The 21902-nt window shown below is 67.5% G+C and carries 26 protein-coding genes and 2 pseudogenes; 4 read left to right on the plus strand and 24 right to left on the minus strand.

Annotation, left to right across the window (positions count from 1 at the left end; translation table 11 throughout):
• Together IPG05_00005 and IPG05_00010 are read right to left on the minus strand one after the other, a co-directional pair.
• A partial coding sequence (locus IPG05_00005; protein ID MBK6493486.1) for a hypothetical protein occupies nucleotides 1–1141 on the minus strand: 1141 nt, incomplete at its 3' end.
• 50 nt (nucleotides 1142–1191) lie between these two features.
• The gene (locus tag IPG05_00010; GenBank protein MBK6493487.1) at nucleotides 1192–1599 is read right to left on the minus strand and encodes an NUDIX domain-containing protein; all 408 of its coding nucleotides are present in this window, start codon (nucleotides 1597–1599) and stop codon (nucleotides 1192–1194) included.
• A 237-nt stretch (nucleotides 1600–1836) separates the two neighbouring features.
• Here IPG05_00010 and IPG05_00015 point away from each other — a divergent pair, with 237 nt between their 5' ends.
• The 3 genes from IPG05_00015 to IPG05_00025 all read left to right on the plus strand — a co-directional run bounded on the left by IPG05_00015 (nucleotide 1837) and on the right by IPG05_00025 (nucleotide 5424).
• The gene (locus IPG05_00015; protein ID MBK6493488.1) at nucleotides 1837–3144 is read left to right on the plus strand and encodes a hypothetical protein; all 1308 of its coding nucleotides are present in this window, start codon (nucleotides 1837–1839) and stop codon (nucleotides 3142–3144) included.
• Nucleotides 3145–3224: 80 nt separating this feature from the next.
• Nucleotides 3225–3869: a hypothetical protein gene (locus IPG05_00020; protein MBK6493489.1), complete on the plus strand. Its 645-nt coding sequence runs from the start codon at nucleotides 3225–3227 to the stop codon at nucleotides 3867–3869.
• Between the two features lie 118 nt (nucleotides 3870–3987).
• Nucleotides 3988–5424 carry an alpha-L-fucosidase gene (locus IPG05_00025; GenBank protein ID MBK6493490.1) on the plus strand — a complete coding sequence of 479 codons (1437 nt, stop codon included), beginning with the start codon at nucleotides 3988–3990 and terminating at the stop codon, nucleotides 5422–5424.
• Between the two features lie 75 nt (nucleotides 5425–5499).
• Here IPG05_00025 and IPG05_00030 read toward each other — a convergent pair whose 3' ends face one another.
• From IPG05_00030 to IPG05_00080, 11 genes and pseudogenes are all read right to left on the minus strand, one after another.
• On the minus strand, nucleotides 5500–6678 hold the full coding sequence (locus IPG05_00030; protein MBK6493491.1) for an exo-alpha-sialidase: 1179 nt from the start codon (nucleotides 6676–6678) through the stop codon (nucleotides 5500–5502).
• The gene (locus tag IPG05_00035; protein MBK6493492.1) at nucleotides 6669–7262 is read right to left on the minus strand and encodes a GNAT family N-acetyltransferase; all 594 of its coding nucleotides are present in this window, start codon (nucleotides 7260–7262) and stop codon (nucleotides 6669–6671) included. Before IPG05_00035 ends, IPG05_00030 begins: the two co-directional genes overlap by 10 nt.
• Nucleotides 7263–7284: 22 nt before the next feature.
• Nucleotides 7285–7762: pseudogene (locus tag IPG05_00040) on the minus strand (CYTH domain-containing protein).
• Nucleotides 7762–8346 carry a bifunctional (p)ppGpp synthetase/guanosine-3',5'-bis(diphosphate) 3'-pyrophosphohydrolase gene (locus IPG05_00045; protein ID MBK6493493.1) on the minus strand — a complete coding sequence of 195 codons (585 nt, stop codon included), beginning with the start codon at nucleotides 8344–8346 and terminating at the stop codon, nucleotides 7762–7764. The pseudogene IPG05_00040 and the gene IPG05_00045 overlap by 1 nt, the downstream one beginning before the upstream one ends.
• A 72-nt stretch (nucleotides 8347–8418) precedes the next feature.
• Complete coding sequence (locus IPG05_00050; protein MBK6493494.1) at nucleotides 8419–8559, minus strand: hypothetical protein; 141 nt, start codon at nucleotides 8557–8559, stop codon at nucleotides 8419–8421.
• Between the two features lie 3 nt (nucleotides 8560–8562).
• Nucleotides 8563–10013 (minus strand): annotated as a pseudogene (locus IPG05_00055) (NAD(P)/FAD-dependent oxidoreductase).
• 325 nt (nucleotides 10014–10338) lie between these two features.
• Nucleotides 10339–11307, minus strand: coding sequence for a zf-HC2 domain-containing protein (locus tag IPG05_00060; protein MBK6493495.1), 969 nt, complete (start codon nucleotides 11305–11307; stop codon nucleotides 10339–10341).
• Nucleotides 11291–11791, minus strand: a complete 501-nt coding sequence (locus tag IPG05_00065; GenBank protein MBK6493496.1) for a sigma-70 family RNA polymerase sigma factor — start codon at nucleotides 11789–11791, stop codon at nucleotides 11291–11293. The genes IPG05_00060 and IPG05_00065 overlap by 17 nt, the downstream gene beginning before the upstream one ends.
• A complete protein-coding gene (locus IPG05_00070) occupies nucleotides 11788–13971 on the minus strand; it encodes a VWA domain-containing protein (protein ID MBK6493497.1) in 2184 nt (727 codons plus the stop codon). The genes IPG05_00065 and IPG05_00070 overlap by 4 nt, the downstream gene beginning before the upstream one ends.
• A 107-nt stretch (nucleotides 13972–14078) precedes the next feature.
• Nucleotides 14079–14366, minus strand: a complete 288-nt coding sequence (locus tag IPG05_00075; GenBank protein ID MBK6493498.1) for an N-acetyltransferase — start codon at nucleotides 14364–14366, stop codon at nucleotides 14079–14081.
• Between the two features lie 8 nt (nucleotides 14367–14374).
• Nucleotides 14375–15235, minus strand: coding sequence for a hypothetical protein (locus tag IPG05_00080; protein ID MBK6493499.1), 861 nt, complete (start codon nucleotides 15233–15235; stop codon nucleotides 14375–14377).
• Between the two features lie 166 nt (nucleotides 15236–15401).
• On the opposite strand from IPG05_00080, the gene IPG05_00085 reads away from it, so the two are divergent.
• On the plus strand, nucleotides 15402–15617 hold the full coding sequence (locus tag IPG05_00085) for a CsbD family protein (protein MBK6493500.1): 216 nt from the start codon (nucleotides 15402–15404) through the stop codon (nucleotides 15615–15617).
• A 27-nt stretch (nucleotides 15618–15644) separates the two neighbouring features.
• Here IPG05_00085 and IPG05_00090 read toward each other — a convergent pair whose 3' ends face one another.
• From IPG05_00090 to IPG05_00140, 11 genes are all read right to left on the minus strand, one after another.
• The gene (locus tag IPG05_00090) at nucleotides 15645–15956 is read right to left on the minus strand and encodes a hypothetical protein (protein MBK6493501.1); all 312 of its coding nucleotides are present in this window, start codon (nucleotides 15954–15956) and stop codon (nucleotides 15645–15647) included.
• The gene (locus IPG05_00095) at nucleotides 15953–16147 is read right to left on the minus strand and encodes a hypothetical protein (GenBank protein MBK6493502.1); all 195 of its coding nucleotides are present in this window, start codon (nucleotides 16145–16147) and stop codon (nucleotides 15953–15955) included. Before IPG05_00095 ends, IPG05_00090 begins: the two co-directional genes overlap by 4 nt.
• On the minus strand, nucleotides 16148–16630 hold the full coding sequence (locus IPG05_00100; GenBank protein ID MBK6493503.1) for a hypothetical protein: 483 nt from the start codon (nucleotides 16628–16630) through the stop codon (nucleotides 16148–16150). It abuts the gene before it with no gap.
• A complete protein-coding gene (locus IPG05_00105; protein MBK6493504.1) occupies nucleotides 16630–17085 on the minus strand; it encodes a hypothetical protein in 456 nt (151 codons plus the stop codon). The genes IPG05_00100 and IPG05_00105 overlap by 1 nt, the downstream gene beginning before the upstream one ends.
• An 83-nt stretch (nucleotides 17086–17168) precedes the next feature.
• On the minus strand, nucleotides 17169–17399 hold the full coding sequence (locus IPG05_00110; protein MBK6493505.1) for a hypothetical protein: 231 nt from the start codon (nucleotides 17397–17399) through the stop codon (nucleotides 17169–17171).
• 171 nt (nucleotides 17400–17570) lie between these two features.
• Complete coding sequence (locus IPG05_00115) at nucleotides 17571–18068, minus strand: 2'-5' RNA ligase family protein (protein ID MBK6493506.1); 498 nt, start codon at nucleotides 18066–18068, stop codon at nucleotides 17571–17573.
• Between the two features lie 10 nt (nucleotides 18069–18078).
• Nucleotides 18079–18603, minus strand: a complete 525-nt coding sequence (locus IPG05_00120) for a DinB family protein (GenBank protein ID MBK6493507.1) — start codon at nucleotides 18601–18603, stop codon at nucleotides 18079–18081.
• A gap of 113 nt (nucleotides 18604–18716) precedes the next feature.
• Nucleotides 18717–19814, minus strand: coding sequence for a hypothetical protein (locus tag IPG05_00125; protein MBK6493508.1), 1098 nt, complete (start codon nucleotides 19812–19814; stop codon nucleotides 18717–18719).
• Nucleotides 19815–19926: 112 nt separating this feature from the next.
• Complete coding sequence (locus IPG05_00130; protein MBK6493509.1) at nucleotides 19927–20994, minus strand: hypothetical protein; 1068 nt, start codon at nucleotides 20992–20994, stop codon at nucleotides 19927–19929.
• Between the two features lie 201 nt (nucleotides 20995–21195).
• Nucleotides 21196–21669 (minus strand): energy transducer TonB, encoded by a 474-nt coding sequence (locus IPG05_00135; protein MBK6493510.1) that lies wholly within the window; start codon nucleotides 21667–21669, stop codon nucleotides 21196–21198.
• On the minus strand, nucleotides 21666–21872 hold the full coding sequence (locus IPG05_00140; protein MBK6493511.1) for a hypothetical protein: 207 nt from the start codon (nucleotides 21870–21872) through the stop codon (nucleotides 21666–21668). The genes IPG05_00135 and IPG05_00140 overlap by 4 nt, the downstream gene beginning before the upstream one ends.
• Between the last annotated feature and the right edge of the window lie 30 nt (nucleotides 21873–21902).

The following is a 21902-nucleotide window of genomic DNA, read 5'->3' on the forward strand; positions in this document are numbered from 1 at the left end:
GCCCCACCCGATAGCGAACGACACCCTGCACGTCGTCCTCGTCCTTGGTCAGTCCCCAAATTGTACCGAGCTCCGCGACCTGCAGCTCCACTTCGGGTGGCAGCATGAGGGCGCCAACTGTCGCACCCTTCGGATCGAGGACGATCCAGCGATGGCCCGGGCCGAGGATGCGCTCCTCGAGCCAGACGGAGTAGTCACGGCCGAGCACGACTCGGCGGATCGGTGGATAGGTCGGGTAGGGAGTCACCTTGGGCATCGCCGCCACCATCGGAGCAGGCATTCCCTTTTGCGATTCCTTCCGCCGTGCAAGCATGCTGTCCATCGCGGGCTTGCTGATCGTCAAAGGTGTGTACGGAAACGACCGCGCGAAGCGGGTCGCTCCCTGATCGTCCACGACCGTGACTCGATAGCTCCCTGCCTTGCCCGCGCCCGCCTCGACTTCGACGGATGCTACCCCAATGGAGCCGTTCCAGTCGGTGGAGACTCGCTCAGGGCAAAACGGGATCATCGTGGTGCCGCTGCCCTTCTCGAAAGTGTACGAGACCTGGCACTTCGAACGGGCAGCGACCATCAACCGACGCTTGTACTCGCCCACCGGCGAGATGCGGACAAGCAGCGTGGCACCCGAGTCGACATCGGTGGCCCAGCTCGGCCGCGGGGCGGTCGCTCGGAGGGAGGCGATTGCGCGCAAGTCACCGCCCGGCAGCACGGCCTGGATGAAGTAGCTCACCGGGCGACTCGCGGCGCCACTCGTGGCCGACATCGGCTGGGGGAAGGTCCGGACATACTTGAAGTCGGGGCCGTAGATGTTGACGCGCATCAGGACGGGGTCGAGGGCCCACAGCGTGTCGCCCATGAAGCCGACTCGGGTCACCCGCTGGAACTCGCCGGGGCCACTCCCTTTCTGGCCGATCGTGGTGGTCGCGCCTCCGGGCGTGAAGACCTTGATGAGATTGTCGTCCATCTGCGCCACGAGGATCTGGCCTTTCGGCGAGACCGCGACGACTCCGCTGCCCGCGAGGTCAGCGTCGCTCGGCGGCACCAGCAGGTCCCGAGTGATCGTGAGGCTCTTGGGCGCTTGCGCCGCGAGGGAGATCGGCGACACGACCGCGGCGGCAGCCACCAGAAGCGCGAGGCGCATGAGACGCTCCAAACAGAAGGGGAGGGGTGTCCCTCGAATCTACGCCGAGGCTAGCGCAGGCGGCGGAATCCCCCCGCCAGCAGGTTCCGGATCGGCAGGAAGAGCGGTTCCGGCAGCGCGTCCCAGTCGAACCACCGCCACTCGGCGCACTTGGTCGGCTCCAGCACCATGGGCTCCCCGTCCGATGCCTCCGCCATCACGTACAGCGTGACGTAGTGCTTCCCCTCGGCCTCGAAGCGATCGTTGGTCCACGGCCCAAGCATGGGACCCGAGATGACGAGCCCGGTCTCCTCCAATGCTTCACGTGCGGCGCATTCCTCCACCGACTCGCCGTCCTCCAGATGCCCACCCGGGAACTGCCAGCAGCCGTCGCCGTGCGACGCGGAACGCCGGAGGCCGAGGAGGACGCGGCCCTGTCGTTCGATGATGACGGCGACGCCAATTTTGGGGAGGGGCATGCGGAAGGGAGGGCTGGGGGTGAACGGTGAATGGTGAACGGTGAATGGTAAGGGGTGAGGGGTGAGGGGGACTTACGACCTACGACCTACGACCCCTAACGACCAACGACTTACACCCTCCTGACATTCCCCGTACAACCATCCCCCGCCGACCCCCGTCCCAAGTGATTGGTGCCTTTCCTCCCTTCAGGAGTCCTCATGCCTGGTATCCGTTGCGCTCGTGGAACGTGTGTCCTCGTGCTGTCTCTCGGCTGGTTGCCCGTGCTGGCCGCGCAGGGTGGCACCGAGGCGCGGGCCGCGGCCCAGCGCGAGGATTTGCTCGCCTTTGGCCGGGACTTCCTTGCGGTCGACAAGGCGTACACGCCGGCGGCACGCGCGACGGCCGAGCAGCGGCTGGCGGCGCTCACGGCGAAGGCGGGGACGATCTCCGATGTCCGGATGGTGCTGTCGCTCGCGCAGATCGTGGCGCTCGCCGACAACGGTCACACGCTGATGGTGAGCCGCGGCTCCGCGCCGGAGATGGCGCGCGTCGGCATTCGCATCCTCCCCTTCGGCGACGACTTCGTGGTGGTCCAGGCGACCACCGATCATGCCGAGCTCCTCGGCGGTCGTGTCGTCGCGATCAATGACATCCCGATCGCGGCCGTGCGCGACAGCGCGCACACCCTCACCGGCGGCATCACGTCGTGGCGCGACCGGATGGCGCCGGCTTTCCTCGAGAGCCCCGGCCAGCTGCAGGCGATGGGGCTCGGCACCTCGGCGATGCAGGCGAGCTACCGTCTCGCGATGCCGGATGGCAAGAGCCGGGACGTCACGCTGACGAGTGGCCAAGCGTCGCCACGAGATCGACAGGGCTCGGTGGCGATGCTCTATCCCGCGAGTGGCGCGGGGTGGCAGAGTCTGCTGCCCGCCGACCGGGCACCGTGGTCGCTGCAGGGCGCGGGGGAAACGATGCGTCGGCGCGATGCGCCCGAGCTCGATGCGATGGTGGTCCAGTTGCGCGCCAACGTGAATGGTCAGCAGCCCATTGCCGGTTTCCTTGCCGAGTCCGATTCGTTGCGGAAGGCGGCAGGGCGGAAACACATCGTCCTCGACATGCGGATGAACGGTGGAGGCAACCTGCAGCTCACGCGCGACTGGATGCAGTCGATCGTGGCGAAGCTTCCTGCCGATGGACGTGTCGTCGTGCTCACTTCGCCTTCGACCTTCTCGGCGGCGATTTCGTCGGTTGGCTATCTCAAGCAGGCGGGCGGTGATCGCGTCACCTTGGTCGGCGAGGCACCGGGCGACCGGCTCAACTTCTTCGCCGAGGGGAGTCCGGCGGCACTGCCGCACTCCGGGGCGATGTTTCTGGTCGCGAAGGAGCGCCACGACTATCAAGGCGGGTGCAAGGCGTACACCGATTGCCACCGGCCGGTCGTGGCATACCCCATTGCGGTCGCGAATCTTGACCCGGCCGTGCCGGCGCCGTGGACGGCGGCCGCCTACCAGACGGGGCGGGACCCCGGGATGGAGGCCGTCGCCCGGGTGCTCGGCCACCCCTGACGCATTTCCAGTCAGCGAGTACTCTTGTGGGCGGCTCCCTGCATCGGGGAGGCCGCCCCCTATCGCATCACGAGGCTGCCATGCGCCGCATCCCCCTGGTCGTCGCCTGCTCGTTGCTGTCGTTCACCGCCACCGCCCTCCCCGCGCAGCAGCGCGTGCCGATCACGAAGGCCAAGGTCAGCGCCGTCCTTACCGCCTTCCTGGTCGACTCCGGCGTTCGCACACAGGGCCTCCCCTGGACCACCGGCAGTGGGTTGCCGATCCGATGGTCGACGAAGGCGCCGGTCCCCACCACCGATCCCGGACTGATCAAGCAGGGGATCACCCAGCACCGCGAAGGCCGCTTCCTCGGCACCTTGGGCGACAGCGTCGCGCTCTGGATGGAGCTGCGGCTGCGCGGCACCGCGACGGGGCTGACCGGGATGAGCATCGCGCTCGACTCGATGGAGGTCACCGGACCGCGGGGCAAGGGCGGCTTCTTTCTGACCCGCGAGATGATCGAGCAGGCGCTGAAGAACGACGGCCTCACCTTTCAACCGCTCAAGTGCAAGCGCGAGACTGAGGGCGCCTCCTACGGCAACCTGGTCGATGCGGTCAAGGCACCCGGCAAGACGGCCTCGGGCCTCTGGTGGGAATGGCACTCGGAGTCGCAGAAGCTGATGGTCTCGCTGAGCCTGCTGTATCGGAAGGCTGAGATGGCGCAGGTGGAGTGCTATGCGGGATGATGGATGATGGATGATGAATGATGGATGGTCGATGATCGATGGTCATCCCGGTTCACCGTTCACCGTTCACCCCTCCCCGTTTACCCTTCAGCACCCCCACTGCACCTCGGAGTCGCTGATGCGCCGCATCCTGCTGCCCTTGCTCCTGCTCGTCTCCCGCGCGTCGGCGCAGCATCCGCAGACGTACGTGCCCGACCCGGATCCGGTCGCGCGGCAGAAGATCGCCGAGTGGCAGGACCTGAAGCTCGGGCTGCTGATGCACTGGGGGCCGTATGCGCAGTGGGGGACGGTCGAGTCGTGGTCGATCTGTTCCGAGGATGTGGGGTGGTGCCGCAGTCGTCAGCGCGACTCGATCGGCGTGTATGACACCTACAAGCGTGCCTACGAGGGGCTGCAGACCACCTTCAATCCGACGCAGTTCGATCCCGAGCGATGGGCCCAGGCCGCCAAGGACGCCGGGATGCGCTACGTGGTCTTCACCACCAAGCACCACGACGGCTTCTCGATGTGGGACACGCGCCAGACCGACTACCGTGTCACCGGGGCGAAGACGCCGTTCTCGCTCAATCCGAGGGCGGACATCACCAAGGGGGTGTTCGATGCCTTCCGCGCGCAGGGCTTCCTGATCGGGGCCTACTTCTCGAAGCCGGACTGGCACTCGCCCGACTACTGGTGGCCCTACTATGCCACCCCGGACCGCAACCCCAACTACGACATCAAGAAGTACCCCGAGCGGTGGGCGCGCTTCGTGGCCTTCACGCACGCGCAGATCCACGAGCTGATGAGCAACTACGGCCGGGTCGACATCCTCTGGCTCGACGGCGGCTGGGTCCGGCCGCTCGCCGACTCGACGATCCGCACCGCAATGAACAAGCCCGACTACACCTTCGAACATCTGCAGAGTCAGGACATCGACATCCCGCGCCTGGTGCGGGAATCCCGCGCGCTCCAGCCGGGGTTGATCGTGGTCGATCGCGACGTCCCCGGGCCGTACCAGAACTACCTCACCCCCGAGGCGCGCGTCCCTGCCACGGCACTCCCCTATCCGTGGGAAGTGCCGATGCCGATGGCGAACAGCTGGTCGTACGTCGTGAACGACCGCTACAAGTCATCGCACGTGCTGATTCAGATGCTGGTGGATGTCGTGGCCAAGGGCGGCAACCTGATGCTCAACATCGGCCCCGGCCCCGACGGCACCTGGCACGATGCCGCCTACGACCGCCTCGCCGCGCTCGGTGCCTGGATGAAGGTCCATCAGGCGTCGATCTACGGCACCAAGCCGCTGGGCCAATCGTTGGAAGGGAAATTCCGATTCACGCAGTCGAAGGACGGCACCGGCTGGGTCACGTACCTCCCGGCCGAGGGCGAGGCGATGCCACGCGAGCTCACCGTCACCACGCTCGCCCTGCCCAAGGGGGCGACGATCACGCTGCTCGGCGCCAACCGAACCATCCCATGGGTGGCCGCAGGCAGCGGCTTCACGATGCGGATTCCGGCGGGCGTGGGTGCGCCGAATGCGGATGCGTGGGTGTTTCGGATCTCGAAGCTCCGTTGAGATTGAAGGAGCGTCACCAGTGACCCGTGACCAGTAACCAGTGACCGTCACAGGTTACTGGTTACTGGTCACTGGTCACTTCACGCACCGCTTCTCCATCCCCCGCACATCCACTCTCCGAAACGAAATCCACTCGTAGTCACCACGCTCGTACAGCACGCCGACAGTGTTTCGGTCCAGCATGGTGATCGTGGAGTAGGCGGACGGACCGGCGTCGATCACCTGCGACGCGGGCCACGTGGTGCCGTCATCGCAGGAGAGGCGCAGGGTCAGGTTGGTGCGCTGCGTCGGGTGGGCGGTGTTGCTGAAGAGCAGCCAGTGGGCGCGCGCATTGTTGGCCTTCGCCGTCGGATCGAGGCGGAGGATGGCGCCGTTGTTGGCCGGGTCGATGAGCGTCGAGTCGTCGTGCAGCGGGCCGTAGCTGACGCCACCGTCCGTCGAGAGGGCGACCTTCCGGTATCCCTTGGCACGGCTGTTGAGCATCACGCGGCCGTCGGCGAGCTCGACGGTCTTGTTCTCGTCGACGCCCGGGCCGACCAGCGAGCCCATGCGCCATGTGAGGCCGTGGTCGTCGCTGTAGGCCGAGGCGCCGTAGTTGCCGCCGCGAACGCGGACGACGTATTGCTGGATCAGGCGGCCAGCGTACGGGCCGTGCTGCAGCTGGATCCCCGCCCCCGACGACGCGAAGAGACCGCCCCAGGCCGGGTCCTTGATCGCGGCGGTGATCCGGCGATGCTGCCAGCTGCGGCCGTCGTCGTCCGACCAGGAGTACTCGGCGTGGAGCACCTTCGGGTCGGCGTCGTCGACCCCCGGCCCCGCGCCGAAGAAGCCCTGCTGGTGCGAGGCCACATAGAAGAGGAAGATCCGCCCGGTTCGTCCGTCGACCAGCAGCGATGGATCGCCGAAGCCGAACGGCGCGCTGTCGGCGCGCACCACCTGCCGGGCATTCCAGTGCTTGCCGCCATCGGTGCTCCGGCGCACCAGCACCGCGATGTTGCTCGGCACGTCGGCCCCGCTGGGGCGACCATCGTAGGCGGCGATCAAGGTTCCCTTGGTGGTGACCACGAGCGCCGGAATCCGGTAGACCGGATAGCCATCGCCCTTGTGCTCGAGGTCGACCGCAGGGCCTTGGGAGGCAAGTGGCAGCGCAACAGTCAACAGGAGCGATACGAGCCCATGCAATCGAAACGCCGTGTGCGTATGGGCGACGCATGCGTCGCCCGTTGCCCACCCTGCAGCGAACCTCAGCCCCATCGCGCCAGCCGCAGCTCCAGATGCCGCTTCACGTCGCGCCACTCGCTTCGGAGGATCGAGTAGAGGTGGCTGTCGCGCACGGTGCCATCGCGGCGCGCCATCTGGTGGCGAAGGACACCGTCGAGCTTGGCGCCGAGCGCGAGAATGGCGCGTTGCGAGCGAAAATTGAAGTTGTCGGTCCGGAGCCCGACGACCGCACAGCCGAGCGTGTCGAAGGCATGGCCGAGCAGGAGCAGCTTGCACGCCGTGTTGACGTGGCTGCGCTGTGCGCTGGCGCCATACCAGGTGTAGCCGATCTCCACACGATCGATCTCGGCGACGATGTCGTGATAGCGCGTCGATCCGACGATCGCGCCGGTCTCCAGATTGCGCACCGCCCACGGCAGCATATGCCCCGCGGCGGTCCCGTCGATGGCGTGCTGGATGTAGTCGGCGGTTTCGTCGGCGGTCGGCACCGAGGTGTACCACAGATCCCAGAGCTTGCCGTCGGCGGCGGCCGCAACAAGGCCGTCATGGTGCGCCATGGTCAGCGGCTCGAGCCGGACGCCGTTCCCCTCGAGGGTGATCGGGGCGGGGTGGATCATCGACGTCCTCGTGGCGGTGGGGTTACAGGGTGGACCAGGTGCAGAACGGCGCCTTCACCAGTGACGAATTGTAGTATCGCCGATCTCCCGTGACCTCCGCACCGAGCCAGTGCGGCCGCTCGAACGCCTCGTCCTCCGCGCCGAGCTCGATCTCGGCGACGACCAGCCCGGCGTTCTGGCCGAAGAACTCGTCGACCTCGAAGGTGTGCGGCCCGGCGGCCACCAGGTGGCGGAACCTTCTCGATCACGCCCGGTTCGGCGAGCGCCAGCAGCGCCTCGGCTTCGTCCACCGGAATCTCGCGCTCCCACTCGTACCGCGAGACGCCGGAGGCACTGGCCGCGCCCTTGATGGTGAGGAAGCCCTGATCGCCGGCGATTCGCACGCGCACGCTCCGCCCGGGCACCGAGGAGAGGTACCCCTGCACGATGCGCATCTGCCGATGGCTCTCGGTGCGCCAGCCGTCGTGCACCAGGAACTTTCGTTCGATTTCCTGTGGCATCAGGCGGCGCCGGCTTCCTGCAGGATCTTCTCGCGGCCGCGCACCACCACCTCGTCGAACATCCGTTCCAGCGCGGCGTTGGTGCCGCGGCAGCCGGCGATCACCCGCTCGGCCCAGGCGAGGTACTCGAGCCGCCGTTCCACGCTCCAGGTCGGCGGCGGCTGGTTCGTCACGTCGACGACGTTGACGATCTTGTCGCCAAGCTTCACCAGCTTGGCCGCCGGCGAGGCGTCGCGTGCGTGCTCGATCTGCAAGCGCTTCCGCTCCTCCTTCGGCAGCGCCTTGTCATCGGTGACCTCCGCCACGATCCGCGCCACGGCGGTGCCGAAGTGATCCGCGAGTTCCTGCGCTGTGGTTTCGGTGTCCTCGACCGTGTCGTGGAGGATGGCGGCCACCAGGACCGTCTGGTCGGTGATCTCGCCGACCCGCGCCAGCAACTCGGCCACGGCGATCACGTGGTTCACATACGGCGAGGCCTCCGCGTCCTTGCGCCGCTGGTCGCGGTGCTTGTCGGCGGCGAAGGCAATGGCGCGGAGCAGGTCGGCAGAGGTACTGATGGCGGCCCCCAGACAACGGTTGAGCATCGATCATCGATCATCGAGGGCCGTTCGGCAAGGCTCCCGTGGGACCGGATCCACGGGAGCCGCCGGTCGAGGTCAATCGTGGCTGCGTCGAATCACTCCCAGCATCTTCAGGTTGATCGCGACGAAGCGCCATGCCTGCCATGGGAAGAAGGTCCGCATGAAGACGGTCCAGCGCGTCGGCATGATCACGTGGGCATGCTTGGCCGAGGGCATGGGTTACTCCGGAATGAGGGACCACCCCGGACGGAGGCGGGCCTTGTGAAGGAAGAGATGGTGCAGGATGATCTTGATCCAATGCCCGGCCAGGCCGATTTCGCCGAAGGTCTGCTGGAGGTCGCGGCCCGTCTCCGGAAAGCGCTCGAAGTCCGGGACGATCGGATAGACAATCATCGACGCGGCGGTGCCGGTGAAGGGGTTGGCGCCGGCCGAGGCGACGCACGCGGCCCCCATGCGGGCCATCGACGCGGTGTGGAGCGGTCCCGAGCGACCCTGGATGATGTCGACGATGCTGCGGGCCACGGTCTTGCCGATGATCGCCGACGGCATCCCCGTGCGCGGTGGTGCGGGGGCGATTGCCGCGCCGCTTGGGGACGTGTACGGCCGGGAGATCGCATGGGGCGGCGCAAACGCGATCCCTGCCGCGAAGATGTTGGGGTAGGCCGGTGACTGATAGGTGTGCGGCCAGTCGCTGGCGCGCCACGCATCGTACGGCTTGGCGGTGTAGTCGGCATCCACCTTCATGAAGCCGTTCGGCTGGAAGAGGCGCTCGGTGATGTCGACACCCTGTCGGTCGATGGCCGTGAGGCCGACGCCGGCAAAGGGCGGCAGCAGCATCGCGAAGTCGAACGCCTGTTCGCCAATCGTTCCGTCCACCGTCTCGTAGTGAACCCGGCCCGGCTCGACCTGCAGCGGGTGCGCGCGCGTGATCCAGTCGATCCCCCGCTCCGCGAAGAGCGAGGCGTTGAACATGCTGCTCGGCGTGATGTAGCCGCCGGCGTTGAACTGCATCCCGCCCATGCCGAAGTCACCCAGCTCGTACTCGTTGGTCAGCCAGACGATCTCGGCGCGATCACGCACGCCGCGCGACCGCAGCTCGAATTCGAGGTTGACGATGTACTCGAAGGCGGCCCCCTCGCAGGTGCAGGTCCCGTGGCCCACACCCACGACGAAGCGCTGCTTCTCGCCGCGCTTCATTCGCTCCACCGACTCGCCGAAGGCCCGTGCGGCATCGGTGGCATGGTCCGCGGTGCAGACGGAGTGGCTGTTGGCGTCGGGACCGAGGCCCGGGGTCCGATCAAAGCGCAGCTGCGGGCCGGTCGCGTTGATCAGGAAGTCATAGGGGACGCGCACGCGCGCCTCGGGATCGCCTCCCGTGGGCGCGACCAGGACATGCGGCGTCGCGTCGTCGAGCGTCCCGTCGGGGTGGATGGCGCGCGCGGCGCCATGGACGAACTCGATCCCGGCCCGCTCGTACACCGGGCGCAGCGGGAAGGTCACCTGATCGGCGCGCATCAGGCCACCCCGACCCAGATGTTCGACGGAATCCAGTTGTAGAAGTCCTTGGGAGACACCACGGTCACCGTGTCGCCCCGATCCAGCCACTTTCGCGCAAAGGCCGCTGCGGTGTGACCAGCGACACCTGCCCCCAATATCACGACGCGACTCATGGTGTTACCTCCACCAACGGCCGTCCTGACACCCTCGTTCGCGCGTCGGTAATTCGCGGCAGAGGTGGCGCATCAGCGCCGAGCTGTGGCTGCATGGAGCGCCGATCACCTCCGCATGCACACCAGCGAACAGATCCGCTCGTTGGCCTTTCCCATGGTGTTGGCTCCCCTGCATCGCACGCCTGAATCATAGGGGATCGTCGAGAAGCGTGTCGCTGGCGGACTCATTCAATCTTGACGCGGGCGCTTCGCTCGGGGGTCGTAGTGCACGGCGACTGATTGCCGACAAGCCGCCTCGGATATTCTCTCCCACTCAACTGGCGGGCTACTCCCGCACCCGCCGCCGCAGTACCGCCAGCGAATCGGTCGGGAACCCCGGTGGCCCGTTGAGCGAGAGCCGGACGTCCCCGGCGACGAGCGACTGCACCAACTGCACCTCGACCTCTCCCAATCGATAGACGACGCGCACCGCGCCACCGCCCTGTTCGAATCGCAGCGGCACGAGCCCGTCGATCAGGCGGAGCTTGCCACCCATCGCCTCCATCGCCGAAACGAAGGAGATGGTGTCGACCCGCGCGATGTCGATCAACTGCTTCGTCGCCACGAGGTCCCGCGGTGCGAGATCGCTGCGATTGGCGCGTTCGGGCGCTGCGGTGCGCCGTGCTTCGGCGGCGCCCAATGCCAGCCCGCCTCCAGTCGCGGCGCGCGGGGCCATCGTGGCGGGTGCGGCGACCGGCACCGGTGCGGCAGCGCCGACCACTGCCTGCTGTTCCGCCGAGACCGACTTCGCCGTCACGTCGTTCCGACGATCGGCGAGCTCCTGGGCCGGCTTCGCCGACTCTTCCTGGCGGCCACGAACCACTGGTGCCGGTGCCGCGGCGCGCTCCGGCGCGGCCGGTGGCGCCGTCACGATGGTCGGCGGGACCGCGCTGATCGCGTCGGCGATCGGCGAGTCGACGCGTACCGCCGGCAGCACCCGCTGCACATCACCGCGTGCGTACCAGCCGGCGCCGACTGCGACGGCAATCGAGGCCGCCCACGCCAGCTGACGAATCCACGGACTCGATCGGGTGGGCAGTGGGGTGACGACCGTGGCAACCGGCGCTGCCACCGGCGGATCATCGAGCAACTCGACCAGTTCGTCACTGAAGTCCACCATCTCGCGCGCAGACTCGAGCCGAGCCCGACACTCGGCACACGACGCGAGATGCGCCTGCAGCGGCGGCAGCTGCGCTGACGGAATCTCGCCGTCGAGCAGTTCGTGAATCGTGCCGTCATCAAGATGCGATGTCATGGCGTCCCTCCCCGGCGCGGTAGGCTTCGACCAGCTTCTGGCGGGCGCGGGAGAGCGTCGTGCCGACCGCTCCCCGGGCCAGTCCCAGCGTGGCCGCAATGTCGTCGTAGCTGAATCCCTCGGCCTTCAGCAGCAATGCGTCGCGATCCCGCGCCGAGAGCTGGTCGAGGGCCGCACGCACCAGCGCCTGCCGATCACCGCGCTCCATGGCGTCGTCCGGCGCCTCGAAGGCCGCCGGCTGCTCCGCCTTGTAAAGCACCAGGCGTCGCTGCTGCCGGACTTCGCGGCGTCCTTCTTCGCGCACCAGGTTGAGCGCGACGGCAAACAGCCAGGGCCGCGGGTTGCGCGGTGGGGCGGCCACCGCGCGCGCAAAGACTTCCTGCGCGATCTCCTCCGCGCGATCCACGTCACCCGTGCGCCGCGTGAGCATGCGCACGAGTGAAGCGTGGTACTCGCGGAAGAGCTCTCCCACCGGTCCGGTCATCGGCCGTCAAACTCCGTCAGGAAGCGGTCGAGCGCACCGGCGCTCCACGTGGTGAGTCCACCCTCGGCGACCTTCACCGAGACTCGCCGACCGGCCAGGATCACCGGGGCGTCGAGGCCGAGTGCCTCGGCCAACGCCGGGCGCGCCTTCGCCAGCGCGAACCAGGCGGGGGAGAAGGGAGCAATCGTCGTGACCTTCAGCGAGTCGTGATGGCTCGCGTCGGTCCAGATGCCGCCCCGCTTGGCAAAGATACGTCCGGCGAGCCGACGGGTGGCGGCCGACTCGGTGCGTCCCACCGCCCCCCCGATCAGCTGCCGCGTGGCGACCTGGTCTCGCGCATCGGCGAGGGTGTTGCTCTTCGCCATCGCGGCATCGCTGCGGGCACTCTCGAAGGCGCGCTCCCCGGTCATCCGTCGGGCCTCGGCGGCACCAGCGGGTGCTGCCGGAAGGACCGGGCGACCACCACCCACCGCGACCACGCCGGGTTCCTGCACCAGATACGAGGTGTACTCGGTCAGGATGCCGTAGCGGAGGCCGAGGTCACGGACCTGCGCGATCAGCTCGGGCGACGACCCTTCGAGGCGGATCTGCCGGCTCAGTTCACCGATCCGGCGCCCGGCCCAGAGCGGGGCGATGTAGTCGTTCGCCGACGACTGCCGATCGAAGTGCCCGGCGAGACTGAATCGCTCCCGGCGACCATCGCGCGTTCCCTCGATCACGACCGGACCATCGCCGGTGCCGCGGTAGCGTGCCAGCACCACGAACTCTTCGCCGTAGAAGAGGTCGGGGAGCACGGCCGGCGCCTGGTCGAGGAAGCGGACCGGTGCACTCACGATGCGGAGATCGGAGAGCGCGGGGCGCGACAGCTTGCTCATCACGCCACCGACGGCATCGCCGACGTCGGCACCCGGCGCGACATAGGTGGCCGAGCCGCGGCCTTCGACGGCGAGCCGGTCGAGCAGGTAGGTGTTGACGTCGTGCCCGACGCCGAAGGTGAAGATCCGATGCCGACCGATCCGCCCTGCGGCACTCGCGGCGATCTTGTCGGGGGCATTCTCGCCGACCGACGGCAGGCCATCGGTGAGGAAGAAGATCAGCGACATCCGCTCCGCGTCGGCACGCTCGGCGAGTGCGGCGTCGAGCGCGCCCTGCAGGTTGGTGCCGCCGGTCGCGTTGAGGCCGTCGACGAACTCGCGCGCCTGGCGGAGGTTCGCGGGCGTCGCGGCGGTGTAGCCGTCACGGAAGGGACGGACGCCGCTGCTGAAGGCAATCAATCGAAAGCGGTCGCGCGCGGTGAGCGTGCCGAGGGCCTGGCGCAGCGCGGTGCGCGCCTGCTCCATCTTGTCGCCACTCATCGAACCGGAGATGTCGACCACGAAGGTCAAGTCACGGGCGACGACGGCGTTGTCACTGGCCGGCGGCGGCGAGAGGAAGAGGAGGGCATAGCCATCCTCACCCGGCACGGCGTGAGACAGCACGGTGCCACCGACGAGGCCACGGCGGAACGGCAGCACGAGGTCGACGTCGCCGCGCACCGGTGGCGTGATGGTGACGCGCAGCGTGCCGTCCCGGCGGCTCTGGGAGATCGGATGGGTCGGCGAGTAGGGCGTGGCGTACTCGGCTTCTCGTGCCACGTCGAAGCGCACCGCCACCGGCGCATCACCGCGCAGCCCGGCGGCATAGCGGAGGTGCAGCGCATCGCCGTCGCGGGCCAGGAGCTGGTTGTAGCGGAGGATGACGGTGCGGGTCTCGCCGGGCTGGATCGGGAAGACCTGCGCGCGGATCAGGCCGTGACCGACCAGGGTGATCAGCGCGGGATCCTTGAGCTGACGCACGATCCCTTCGTAGATGCCGCGCGCCTGGTCGGCGGGCATCATCTCCCCCTTGAGCTCCTTCTCGCCCTGAAAGAGGGAGAAGTCGGTGAAGAGCGCCTCGCCGGGCATCGGATAGTGGTATGTGCCCTCGGCGATGCCGCGACCGGTGTTCCGGAAGCGTTCCTCCACTTCGAAGCGGGCGATCCGGCCGTCGATGGTCACGCGGACCGTGGAACCGACACGTTCGATGGCGGGGGAGGAGCGGACAGGGCCTGGGCCCACGGGGCGTTCATCGATCCACCCCTGGGCGGCGAGCGGCGCCAGCGGGAGGAGGGCAAGCAGGAGCTGCGGAATGATGGGTCGCATCGGGTCGTCCCGGTTTGAGGTGCCGGGAGATGCGTATGGGGGGGAAACGTGCACACGGGGGGATCGGCGTCCGAAGGGGCGCAGCATGCTGCGCCCGTACGACGGCCCTATCCCCCCTGCCGGACGTCGTTGTAGGCGGGCGTCCGATCAAAGATCGCCCTCGCGAAGGGGCAGAGCGGCAGGAAGCGCTGGTGGTTGGCGCGCGCCCAGTCGACGGCGGCCGCCACCAGCGCCTTGCCGAGGCCGGTGCCGGCATGGCTCGGCGCGACCTCGGTGTGCTCGATGATCAGGTGCGAGGCGTTCATCCGCGAGGTGACCAGCTTGCCGGCGATCACGTCGCCGTCGTGTGCCGTGAAGGTGCCGCGATGGCCGGACTCGGTGAAGCGGATCTCCATGCTGGCTCCTACTTGGGGGTCATCGGGGCCATCGTGCATTCCCGGACCACGCGGGCGATCATCTCCTGCGGATTGCCCAGGCTCTTCGCCGTCATGAACTTGCCGGATCGGACCATGAAGTGCTCCGGCTTCTTGCCGCCGCCCTCATTGATGAGCAGTGCAGTCCCCTGCCCGATCTGGATCGAGATGGAGGTGCGTGGCGGCATCGTGTCCGACCCTTCCATCCCGCCAGGGCGGCTGTTGTCGCCGCGGTTGTCGTTGAAGAGTGCCGGGCTCCCGTTGGCGTCGAGCTCGACGTAGAGCGAGCGCCGCTCGGCGCGTGAGGCACCGGGGAACTCCTTGATCAAGAGGGTCCGGCCAGGTCCGGTGAAGGCGGGCTGCTGCGGCAGGCAGCGCCCGGAGGCGCTGTCATTCACCGCAACGCGGGCGACGAACTTCTCCGGATCGGACAGCAGCTTCACACGGACGTCGCTGCGCATCGGGACGATCGGCTTGCCGCTCGCCACCGCAGCATCGACGCCACGCGACGAGCGCACATCGAAGGTGTACTGATAGCGGTAGCGCATCAGGGTGTTGGCGGCCTCGACCCGCATCACCTCAACCGATTTGCCGATCGGGATCCGGATGTTCGGGGTCGCGCGCTGACAAGGCTGCCGCACGTTGACGCAGTCGACCAGCGTGAAGCCGGTCAACGTCAACTCTTCGCGGCTGTCGTTGCGCACGTAGAGGGTTGCGGCCTTGTTCGGCACGATGTCGATCGCGAACACCTGGACCGGCACGCCCTCGACGGGCGCCGGTCCCTTCGGTGATGCGGGGAGGCAGGCGGCACAGAGCAACGGGAACATCAACGCGAACGGATTCAGGCGCATGGAGGGCTCACCAAGTGATCGGCATGTTCAGTCGCGGCCATCAGGCCGCGGCAGGGCGGAGTACATCAGCCTTCCTGTTCCAACGATGGACATGTTGCATCATGCGCCTGTGCGCGCGCAGCGGCCTCGTTCGTTCACCGTGTACACCTCTGACATGGAGCACATGATGAACAAGGACATCATCGCCGGCAACTGGAAGCAGCTGCGCGGCAAGGTACAGCAGCGCTGGGGCAAGTTGACCAACGACGACCTCGATGTGATCGCCGGCAAGAAGGAGCAGCTGGTCGGCAAGATCCAGGAACATTACGGCGAAGCGAAGGAAGACGTCGAGCGCGACGTGGATGCGATGTGGGACTCCGCGGACGACGAGCTCAAGTCCTAGCGAGCTGTTCGGCCGTCGGTGTGGTGCTCAGCCCCACTGACTCAGCAGCATGGCGCCAATGGCCACCACCAGCATCACCGCGCCGAGCATCAGCCGTCGTGTCCTCGACACGGCGGCCTCGCGTGCTTCGTCGAGGTAGAATCGCCCGCCGCCGGCGTCCACCAGCACATGGCGATGTTCCTGGATTCGCACCAGCATCCCATGCCCGAGCCCGAGTTCTTCGAGCGTGCGGGCGGTCGTGGGCGAGGTGGCACCGTGGCTGCGGAACGCCGCAATCAGCTGGCGTCGCTTGCGCGCGATGAGTGCGGGGCCAACGGGCCCAAGGCCGGCCGGGATCATCGGGTGAGCGCGAAGTAGACGACGTAGACCCAGCCGAAGAAGCCGTGCAGGATGGCCCAGAGGATCGACTGGTGCAGGCTCCACGAAATCGTGATGGCGAGGGCGCTGCCCATGCCGATGCCTGCCTTGGCGACGTCGCGCGTGGCGTTCATCCGGGCCCGTCCGTTGTGAGTGTTGATCTCGACCGGCATTCAGGACTCCGAGGTGGTGCGGCGGAAGCGGATCGGGAGGCCGAGCAGCGGATCGTCGCGGAGCAGGCGGATGGTGATGCCTCCGACGATCGCGAGGGGAATCAGCAAGATTGCGATCCGCGCGGCGATTGACTCGGCGCCGAGGAAATCCGGGAGGAAGAGTCCGACCGCGAGTGCGCCGATCAGCGCGACGAGTGACCCCGCCATGATCCCGATGCTCCGGTAGGACGATCCCACCGCTCGGCCCTGCAACACCATGCCGGCCACCGCGGCAGTCAACCCGCACGCGGAGAATGCGGGGCTCCATTCGGGCACACCGAGCAGCGTCGACAGCTTTGTGGCCGTCAGCAGCAAGCCGAGGCCCCAGAGCGCCCGCGCGAGCGAGAGGCGCGCGGCCGTGCCGGTCAGGCGACGCCAGCGCCAGCCCCCTTCGAGCAGGATCCCGAGGCCCGGGATGAGCATCAGCCAGTCGTACGTGGTCATCATTGTGCCCTGGCGTTGCGGCGAACGCGCAGGAAATACCCCACGCTCAGGCCGGTGCCGAACACTGCCCCGCCCAGGACAATGAGGCGGACGGCCCCATCATCGATCAGGAAGGCGGAGAGCCCAGCGGCAGCAAAGGTGACCATCGCCGACGTCGCCGTGGTCGCTGGCGAATCGAGTTCCGGGTTCCGCCGGAGTTCGTGAGACATCATGTACCCGGCGATCGAGGCGACGACCGAGAGGGTGATGGCATAGCCCAGCATTGTGTCGACGCCCATCAGCATCGCGAGCGGCCAGCCGACCACGATGCAGGCGCCGGCGCTTGCCGCCATGACGAGCAAGGTCCGTCGATCGGCCCTCGGTTTCTCCGAGGCGGTCACGACGATCCCGAACGGGACGGCGACGCAAACCCACTGGAGCACGTCGAGCAGCGCGATCGAAGGCAGGAGGTCCATCGGCATCTCCGGGGCAGGCGGGGTGGCAAGCATTGAAGCTACATCGGAAGTTGAGGGCCGGGGGCGCCACCCAGCATGATGCCCTACCCCCGCTTCCCCGGCGGGCGGTACTTCATGTTGTACCAGGTCAGTCCGCCAAAGAGCAGGAGCTGACCCGCCAGATAGCCGTAGCCGCCCCACCCGAGCACGAGCCAGGTGATGATGCCGAGCAGGATGGAGAGTCCGGCCGTGACGAAGCCGGCACCATACTCGTGGTCGCCGATCCGATAGAAGAGGATCCCTCCAACGACGAGCAGGATGATCTGGGCTGGCATAGAGGTCCGGTGGGGAGGGGTTGGTGGAAACTACATCAGGGGCGGGAGGTGGAGGGCGCCACTCCCCGGAGTGTCATCCTGAGCGAAGCCCACGAAGTGGGCGCAGTCGAAGGCTTGCCGCCGCACACCCACGGGTCCTTCGACTTCGCGCCGGCTGCGCCGTCGCTCCGCTCAGGATGACAATCCACCCAACGCCGCCACCTCCCGCACCACCCACGGCCCCCCGTCGACCTGCTCGATCAGCGAAATCGTGTTGAATGTGATGCGAAGCGGCGTGGCGAGAGAGATCTCGCTCGGGGTGCTGTTCCCTGGCGCCCGCGGATTGCGTGGATGCGCGAGCGTTATGTGGGCCGCGTGCTGCCGGATCGCTGTCGAGCCGAGGATGGCCGCGCGAAGGCCGTGAAACTCCGTCGCCCCATCGATGCAGGGGAGCAGGACGCCGTGCGAGTCGAAGCCGACGGGCGCGCCAAAGGTCAGCGTGATCGCCATCGGACGCTGCGCCAGGCCGTGCAGCACGGCCAGCGGCGACTCTGCCAGTTCATCCTCCCGGCAGAGCGTGACATGCGAACCGATAAGCCCCTGTTGCACCGGGTCGAGTCGTTGGCGGATCGGCTCCAGGACGGCGGCGACGTCGTCAGGGACGAAGAGGGTGAGCTGCAGCCTGCGCATCTTCGGCGTCCTACCGGTCCAGCACGGGCAGGAACGCCCGCCACGGGCCGACCGCCTCGCGATACTGCTTGGCCATCACGCGCGACGTTTGCGCGATGTGGCCGAGGTCGTGGACCACCCACGCCGAGAGGAGCTGCCGAAGCGAGACGCGACCGAAGACCGGATGTTCCCCCTCAAGGGCGAGTTCATGCGCCCCGAGGTTCCAGCCCCGCAATGTCACGACGCTCGCGTTGCGCAGCTGCGCGAACTCGTCGAGCAACTCGGCGAGGCTTCGGTCGCGTCGTTCCTGCAGGTGACCGAAGCGATCAAACGGCGGAAAGCGCAGGTCGACGCCTTGCGCGAGGATCACCTCCGCGCGGGGAATCCAATCGGTCCGCTCGGCGTGGATCATGTGGCCAAGATTGTCGAGCGCGCTGAAGGTCTCAGGGCCCTCGTTCGGCGTCAGCCATGGATCGGTGAGCCCGCCGAGCAGGGCGCGGAAGGTCGCAGGAGTCCGGGTGAGAATCTCGACGGCGTGATCGAGGGCGAATTCCATCGGGGTGTCCCGGGGTGAAGGAAAGGGAGCACGATCGCAGGGAATCTACGACGGTGCTCGGTCGCCGAGGCTCATCCCGAGCAAAGCGATGGAGCTGTGTGATGGAACGGTCTTCACTCCTTCCGCGTCAACCTGAACACGATGATCCGCTGGGCCCCATCCGCATCCTCGGCGATCGCGACGATGTGGTCACGCCCGACCGCCTGGACATCCAGGTCGCCGGGGAGGCGGAGTGGCGGCAACGGCCGCCCGAGCGAATCGATCCCCTCGAGGACCGTCACGGGTTCACCCGCCGGTGACGTCACCGCCCACACCGCTCCGGTCGGATCGGCGAGGATGGCGCGGAAGGCAGGCATCGTGGCCGGGGCGGGGATGCGCATCAGGATCTCGCGCGGGCGCACCCGATCTTCCGGACGGCTGAGCATGCGTAACCACCGGTCGATCTCGGCCTGGTACTGTGCGGCCGTTGGGATGCGGCCGGCGGTGCCCAGCGGATGGCGAGTCCGCGTACTGTCACCGGGCCGCCAGCTCTCGACGAAGCCGGAGTCGCCCCGCCCGACGTACACGGTGCCGTTGGCCGACGCGATCCACCCCTGCTGCCCCATCGGGCGATTGCGATAGAGTGGAATGGTGTCGAGCACGCGGTCCGGCGTGTCAAAGCCGACCAGAGAGACGGTGCCCTGATAGAGTGGCGATTGCTCGGTTGGCATCCCGGTGTTGCCGATGAGGTCGAGACGCAGCATCTGCCCGGTCACATCACAGGCCATCATGCTGCCGCGGCTCTTGAAGGGGTGCTGCCGTACGAACTGGCCTTGGCTGTCGAAGAGCGAAACGCGGGCCGTGGCGGGATCAATAGCGAACAGAGTGTCGGGCCGGCACTCGCCCAGCCACATCGGGAACTGGAACTCGCCAGGGCCCTCCCCTCGGCGCCCGATCTCCCGGAGCGATTCCCCTGCGGCCCCGAACACGCGGATGGTCCGGCTCGATTCGTCGAGGATCGCCAGTTCGCCATTGGCCAGCCTCGCGACGAACTTGGTCGAGCCGAAATTCACCGAGTCGTTCGGCCCGAGCGACGGCAGCACCAGCACGGGTACCGTGTCGACGGTGACGGTTGTTGGGCTGATGGCGTTGGCGCCCACGCCAGCGGCGCGTTCGCTGCTGCAGGCCGGGAGGGTGAGCACGGCGATGAGGAAGGGGCGCGGAAATCGCATGAGTCATCCCAGGGTGGGGAAGGAGGAGTGCGATCCGAATGTCGGGAAACGAAATGGCGCTGGCGTGGCAGGGAGATGACAGTTTGGTGACACCTCCCGTCCCCGTCGTCCGTCAGCGCTGGTACCGATACACCCGCACGCTCTCGACGTCATCCTCGTTGCGGACGCGCGCCAATACATAGTCCCGGCCGATCTCGAGCGGCTCCACACCCGCCGGAAGCTCGATCGTCGCCATCCGCACGCCCGTCGCCGCGAAGACATGCCATCGCTGGGCCTTGGTCGAATCGCCATGCTCACGAGCCCAGACTTCACCGGTGCTCGCGACGACCAGTCCAGTGAACGCCGGATGGGTCGCCGGGAAGGAAAGCCATTTGCCAATCAACTTGCTTTGCTCAATTGACCGGGCGCGCATCGCCGGATCGGGATCCTTGTCGGCCTTGGCTGAGGCGATCAGGTCGGCGCGATGCGCGGCAATCTCCTTCGGCGTCACGGGCGCCGGCGTTCGCGCCAGGCGGACAATCGTCTTCAGCGCACCGCTCGGCGTGAACTCACGAAGCTCGAAGCGACGCCCGTCGTGGAACCAGAACGAGCTGGTGCCAGCCGCGACCTTGCCACCCGTGGTGAACGGGCGAATGTCCGACGAGAGGAGTCCAGTTGCGGATGATTCGAAGACATACACCTCGCCAATCTGCACCGCGCCGATGGTGGACACCGCACTGGGCGGCGTGATCCGGGCGAGGGAGAGGGTGTCACGGTAGAGCGCAGTTGGTGGATCGAGGCGCATTCCAGTGTAGCTCCCGAGCAGGGTGCCATCGGAGAATGCGCCGAGCAGCATGATCGAAGGGGTGGAGGAGACCATGCTGTTATGTCGGACGGTCGGAAGTCGATCGACGAGCGTCGTCCGCACGAGCAGGCCGGACCGCGAAAAGCGGGTCAGCCGATTCAGCTGAATGTCCCAGAGAAGGATGGTGTCCCCTGGGAGCCGAAGGAGTCCACCGAATCGTTCCAGGTCGCCAGGGCCCTCACCGCGCCGGGCCACCGTCCGCACGAGCCGTCCAGCGGCCTCGAAGAGCCGCAACTCCCTCGCCTTGCCATCGGCCACCACCACGCTGCCATCACTCAGGCGGATCGCGCCGACGACCGTGCCAAAGGTGACGGTGCCTTCATCCTCACCGAGCACGAGAAGCGGTCGAGGATCGATGCGCCGCGCCGGCACTGCGATGGTGCCGTTGGTGACAATGCGAATCCCGGCGCTGTCGCGGACCGTCGGGGCGCGCTGCCCCGTGACGGGGAGGGCGATCAGCCCGGCGGCAACGAGGGCGTATCGGAAGGGAGAGATAGCTCCTCCGGAGGTGGGCTCGGCATCAAGAAGCGCTGCGCCTCATCCACCACCCTTTGGCCGGATGAGGAATCCCCTCGAGTCGTAGTTCTTCGCCTCGAAGCCGAACGACTGGGTCACCTGCACGCGGACCGGGATGCCTGCGCGGCAGCCGGGCCAGAAGCGCGACCCGACGACCACGGCACGGGCCGGCGCGATCAACGTCGAGTCGCTGACCGTCATCACCACCACGTTGCTGCTGTCGACCCGGCCATCGGCGTTCACGACGTAGGCGAGCGTCACGCCACCCTTCCCGCCGGCTTCGCGGAGGGCCGTCGGCATTTCCAGCCTCCGAAAGCTCCGAAGCTGGGGACCGGGTGATGCTTCCTCGGCGTCGTAGATGGTGGAGTCCGCGGTCGGTGTGCCCTTGCACCCCTCCGGGGGCGCCGGCCGCACGTCGATCTGCTGGGCGGCGATGCCGAGGAGTGGCAGCCCGCACCACAGCAGCGCGAGGGCGATCGTGTCGCCACGCCTCATCGCGTTTCCGGCAACCGAGGGGGAACATCACTCGTATCGCGCGGCTTCAGAAACACCGTCACGATCGCTTGGCCGATCCAGGTCGACCCGAAGAGAAACATCGCGTTCGAGCCCCAGCGGAGCTCGCCAAAGAACGCGAGGATTGCCAGATAGACCAATCCCATCTGGAGGAGCCGCTGAACGGCCGGATGCTGCAGCGTCATGGTCGACCGACGGTTGAAGGATTCCCTCCC

Source organism: Gemmatimonadota bacterium, from assembly GCA_016704275.1.
Taxonomy (GTDB): domain Bacteria; phylum Gemmatimonadota; class Gemmatimonadetes; order Gemmatimonadales; family GWC2-71-9; genus Palsa-1233.